The 3,453-nt window shown below is 58.2% G+C and carries 4 protein-coding genes; 2 read left to right on the plus strand and 2 right to left on the minus strand.

Annotated elements, in window-relative coordinates; translation table 11 throughout:
• Positions 1–358 precede the first annotated feature (358 nt).
• A complete protein-coding gene (locus tag NW815_RS02190) occupies positions 359–1,270 on the plus strand; it encodes a diguanylate cyclase (RefSeq protein ID WP_414415667.1) in 912 nt (303 codons plus the stop codon).
• 21 nt (positions 1,271–1,291) lie between these two features.
• Here NW815_RS02190 and gcvH read toward each other — a convergent pair whose 3' ends face one another.
• Positions 1,292–1,681, minus strand: a complete 390-nt coding sequence (gcvH, locus tag NW815_RS02195; protein WP_011432013.1) for a glycine cleavage system protein GcvH — start codon at positions 1,679–1,681, stop codon at positions 1,292–1,294.
• 82 nt (positions 1,682–1,763) lie between these two features.
• Positions 1,764–2,708, minus strand: a complete 945-nt coding sequence (locus tag NW815_RS02200) for an alpha/beta fold hydrolase (protein WP_414344493.1) — start codon at positions 2,706–2,708, stop codon at positions 1,764–1,766.
• A 103-nt stretch (positions 2,709–2,811) separates the two neighbouring features.
• On the opposite strand from NW815_RS02200, the gene NW815_RS02205 reads away from it, so the two are divergent.
• On the plus strand, positions 2,812–3,453 hold a 642-nt coding region (locus tag NW815_RS02205; protein ID WP_414415668.1), incomplete at its 3' end, for a glycerol-3-phosphate dehydrogenase.

Raw genomic sequence — 3,453 nt, forward strand, 5'->3', positions numbered from 1 at the left:
CTTATTATTGACTAGAGTCATGCTCTTCTCGAAATCAGGGAACGAGGGGCAAACCGAACCCGTTTTTTGAGTTATCCCGAAAAATACTTGGGATCCTGGGGAAATTGGGGTTTGCCATTGAGCTTCTTCCCACAGCTGGCCGATACAACCGCGCAGGCGGGATGGAATCCTCGCGTAGCTCTCAACTGAGGGCCTCACCGCGTGCGATGGTATACGATAAACTCCAGAGTTCCGCAAGTTTACAGATCAGAACCGGCGAGACATCCCTCGCTCACCCAAACACGGCCTGGGGAAAACCGACATAATACGGATATAACGAGTGCTTACTGCTAACCCGCACAATTCGTTGGGCCTCTCCATGCCTCTCGACCCTCTCTCTCAGTTGCCAGAGGAGCCAACCACTCAGATCCCCTTGGAGTTTTACGAGCGCAGACCCCAGCCTGAGGCAACTGCGGCCTTTCTAACGGTGCTCAGCGGCGCCAATGTGGGCATGACGTTTCCCTTGGCGAGGGGTGGAGTTTTGGGGCGCAGCCACCGCGCGGACATTCAGCTCTTGGATCACGCCGTCTCCCGGCAGCACTGTCGGCTGGAAAGAGAAAGTGAGGGTTATGTTCTCACCGACCTGGAGAGCCTCAACGGCACTTATGTCAACGGCGAGCGCATCAGCCGCGTTCTCCTGAAGGATGGAGATCGCATTCAAGTGGGGGCCAGCACCCTCAAGTTTGCCTACTACGACGCGGCAGAAGAAGCCTTCTTTTTGCAAATGGCCACTGCCGCCCTCCACGACCCGCTGACCGGCTTGCATAACCGACGTTTTTTCCTGGAGCAACTGGAGCTGGAGATCCCCTTTGCCCTTCGCCATCGCATTCCCCTCCACGTGCTCTATCTGGATTTGGATGGGTTTAAGCAAATCAACGACCGCTGGGGGCACTGGGCTGGGGATCAAACCTTGATCCAGGTGGCGCGGCGATTGCAAGCTCACGTTCGCCAAGACGACCTGGTGGCCCGCTTGGGGGGCGATGAGTTTGCCCTGCTGGTGCGCGGGATCCCGAACTCGCAGATCCTAGGGCTGGCAGAACGCTTGCGGCAGGCTGTCCAGACCCTGTTGGTGCAGGCGGGGACGGAGACCATCTCCCTAAGCTGCAGTGTGGGCATCGCCTCTCTGCTGGAGCTGGGAGAGGGAACTGACCCACAAAGTCTGCTGGCTGCTGCCGACAAGGCCCTCTACCAAGCCAAAGCTGAGGGGGGTAACCGAGAGACTTTGCTGTAGTTCAGGGCCAACTGCTGGAGTTTAGGATCCCTCTACCAAGCTGGCGTAGGCTTCGGCGCTCATGGTGTCCTCGAGATCTTCGGGGTTGGCAATGCGCACCTTGATCAGCCAGCCATCGCCATAGGGATCGTCGGCAAGGCTTTCGGGGCTCTCCACCACCGCTGTATTCACGGCTACCACCTCTCCAGAAAGAGGGGCATAGAGATCTTCGACGGCTTTGACCGATTCCACTGAGCCAAAGCTTTCCCCTTTTTCAATCTCTGTCCCTTCTTCGGGCAAGCCCACGAAAACGATATCCCCCAGTTGATCGACGGCATAAGCTGTGATCCCAATCACCGCAATATCATCCTCAACATGGATGTACTCGTGGGTGTCCACGTAGCGCAGATGGGATGGATACTCCAGGGCCATGCCGGTTCTCCCGTAGAATTCAGTGGATTATTCTAGGGTCAACCCTTGAAGATGGTAAAGAGCGGATCCCAAGCCCGGCCCGCTAGAGAAACTCCATCAGCAGCCGATTGACCGTTTGCGGAGCTTCCTGCTGCGCCCAATGGCCGCATTCGGGGATGTACTCCTTGCGCAGGCCGTTGGGGAAAAAGGGATCCATCCCCTCGGTTAGCTCGCGGCTGAGGGCAAAGTCTTCTTCTCCCCAAATCAGCAGGGTAGGGGCGAGGATCTGCCGCATGGGCTGCAAAAACAGGTTCTGCAAGGTGGGCAGGTTAAACAGCTGGCGGTAGTAGTTGAGGGCAGAGGTGAGAACCTTGGGTTTGGAGAGGGCCTCTTGGTAGAGCTTGAGGTCGTGGCGGGTGAAGGCGCTTTTGCGCACCGAAGTTTCCTGGAAAATGCGGCGCACCCAATCTCCCAAATCCCATTGCAGCACCCACTCTGGCAGCCAAGGCAATTGAAAAAAGAACAGGTACCAACTGCGGCGCAGTTGATCCAAGTTGCTCAAGAATTCCCGGCGAAAGCAGGCCGGATGGGGAGAATTGAGGACGGCCAGCTTGCGAATCTCCTCAGGAAAAAATTGCGCCCAGTGCCAGGCAATGGCTCCCCCCCAATCGTGGGCTACGACCACCGCTCTTCGGGCCCCAAAGTGGCTTAGCAAGCCGCGGATATCCTCGGTAAGGGTATCCAGGTCATAGCCGTGATCCGGTTTGTCGGAATCGTTGTAGCCGCGCATGTCGGGTGCCACCACGCGAAACCGCTGCGCCAACACCGGAATCTGATGCCGCCAGGAGTACCAAAACTCCGGGAAACCGTGCAACAAGATCGCCAGCTCCCCTTCCCCTTGGGTGACGTAGTGCAGTTGAATGCCATTGGTAAGGGCATACCCGTGCTGCCAGGTTCCCATTTTGGCAGCTACCTCAGGAGGAAGGCGGGGGATCCCTGCTTCTGCCATGTCGTCTGCTCTCGAGCTAACCCATGATTTGGTATCCACCCATACTAACCTTTGTCGCCGGTCTTCCCTTTGCCGGCGCAGGCTTTTTGAGAGGCATCCTACGAAGAAAGCTTGAGAGAAAGTCTGCGGGTGAACAGATTAGATGAACACTAGCGCAGAAGGCCAAAGCCCAACATCCCCGCAAAGCGTTGCCATTTTGGGAGCCGGGGCTTGGGGAAGTACCCTGGCGATGCTGGCTCAGGGGCAAGGGCACCGGGTGCGGGTTTGGAATCGCCGCAAGGGCCTGGATTTGGCAGAAGTGCTCCAGGGATCCCAAATCCTCATCTCAGCCGTCTCTATGGCGGGGGTACGCCCTGTGGTGGAAGCGGTGCGCCAGGTGGGGATCCCACCGCAGGCAATTTTGGTCTCGGCCACCAAAGGGTTGGATCCACTGCAGCTTCTGACCCCTACCCAAATCTGGGGGGCCACTTTCCCGGAGCAGCCTCTGGTAGTGCTTTCGGGGCCTAATCTTTCGGCGGAGATCCGCCAAGGCTTGCCGGCAGCGGCAGTGGTGGCCAGCCGGGATCCCTGGGCCGCTGTGCAGGTGCAGTATGCCCTTTCCTCGGAGCGGTTCCGCCTCTATACCAGCAGCGATCCGCTGGGAGTGGAGCTAGGCGGCACCCTGAAAAATGTTATCGCCATCGCTGTTGGCGTGTGTGATGGCTTGCAACTGGGGGCCAATGCTCGTGCGGCTCTGGTTACCCGCGGCCTGGCAGAGATGATCCGGGTGGGATCTAAGCTGGGG

This window comes from Synechococcus sp. R6-7 (assembly GCF_047461695.1).
Taxonomy (GTDB): Bacteria; Cyanobacteriota; Cyanobacteriia; order Thermostichales; family Thermostichaceae; genus Thermostichus.

What these genes read in the sequence shown, in the direction of transcription:
- NW815_RS02190 (WP_414415667.1), top strand. Translation starts at nt 359, where the DNA reads ATGCCTCTCGACCCTCTCTCTCAGTTGCCAGAGGAGCCAACCACTCAG.
- gcvH (WP_011432013.1), bottom strand. Translation starts at nt 1,681, where the DNA reads ATGGCCCTGGAGTATCCATCCCATCTGCGCTACGTGGACACCCACGAG.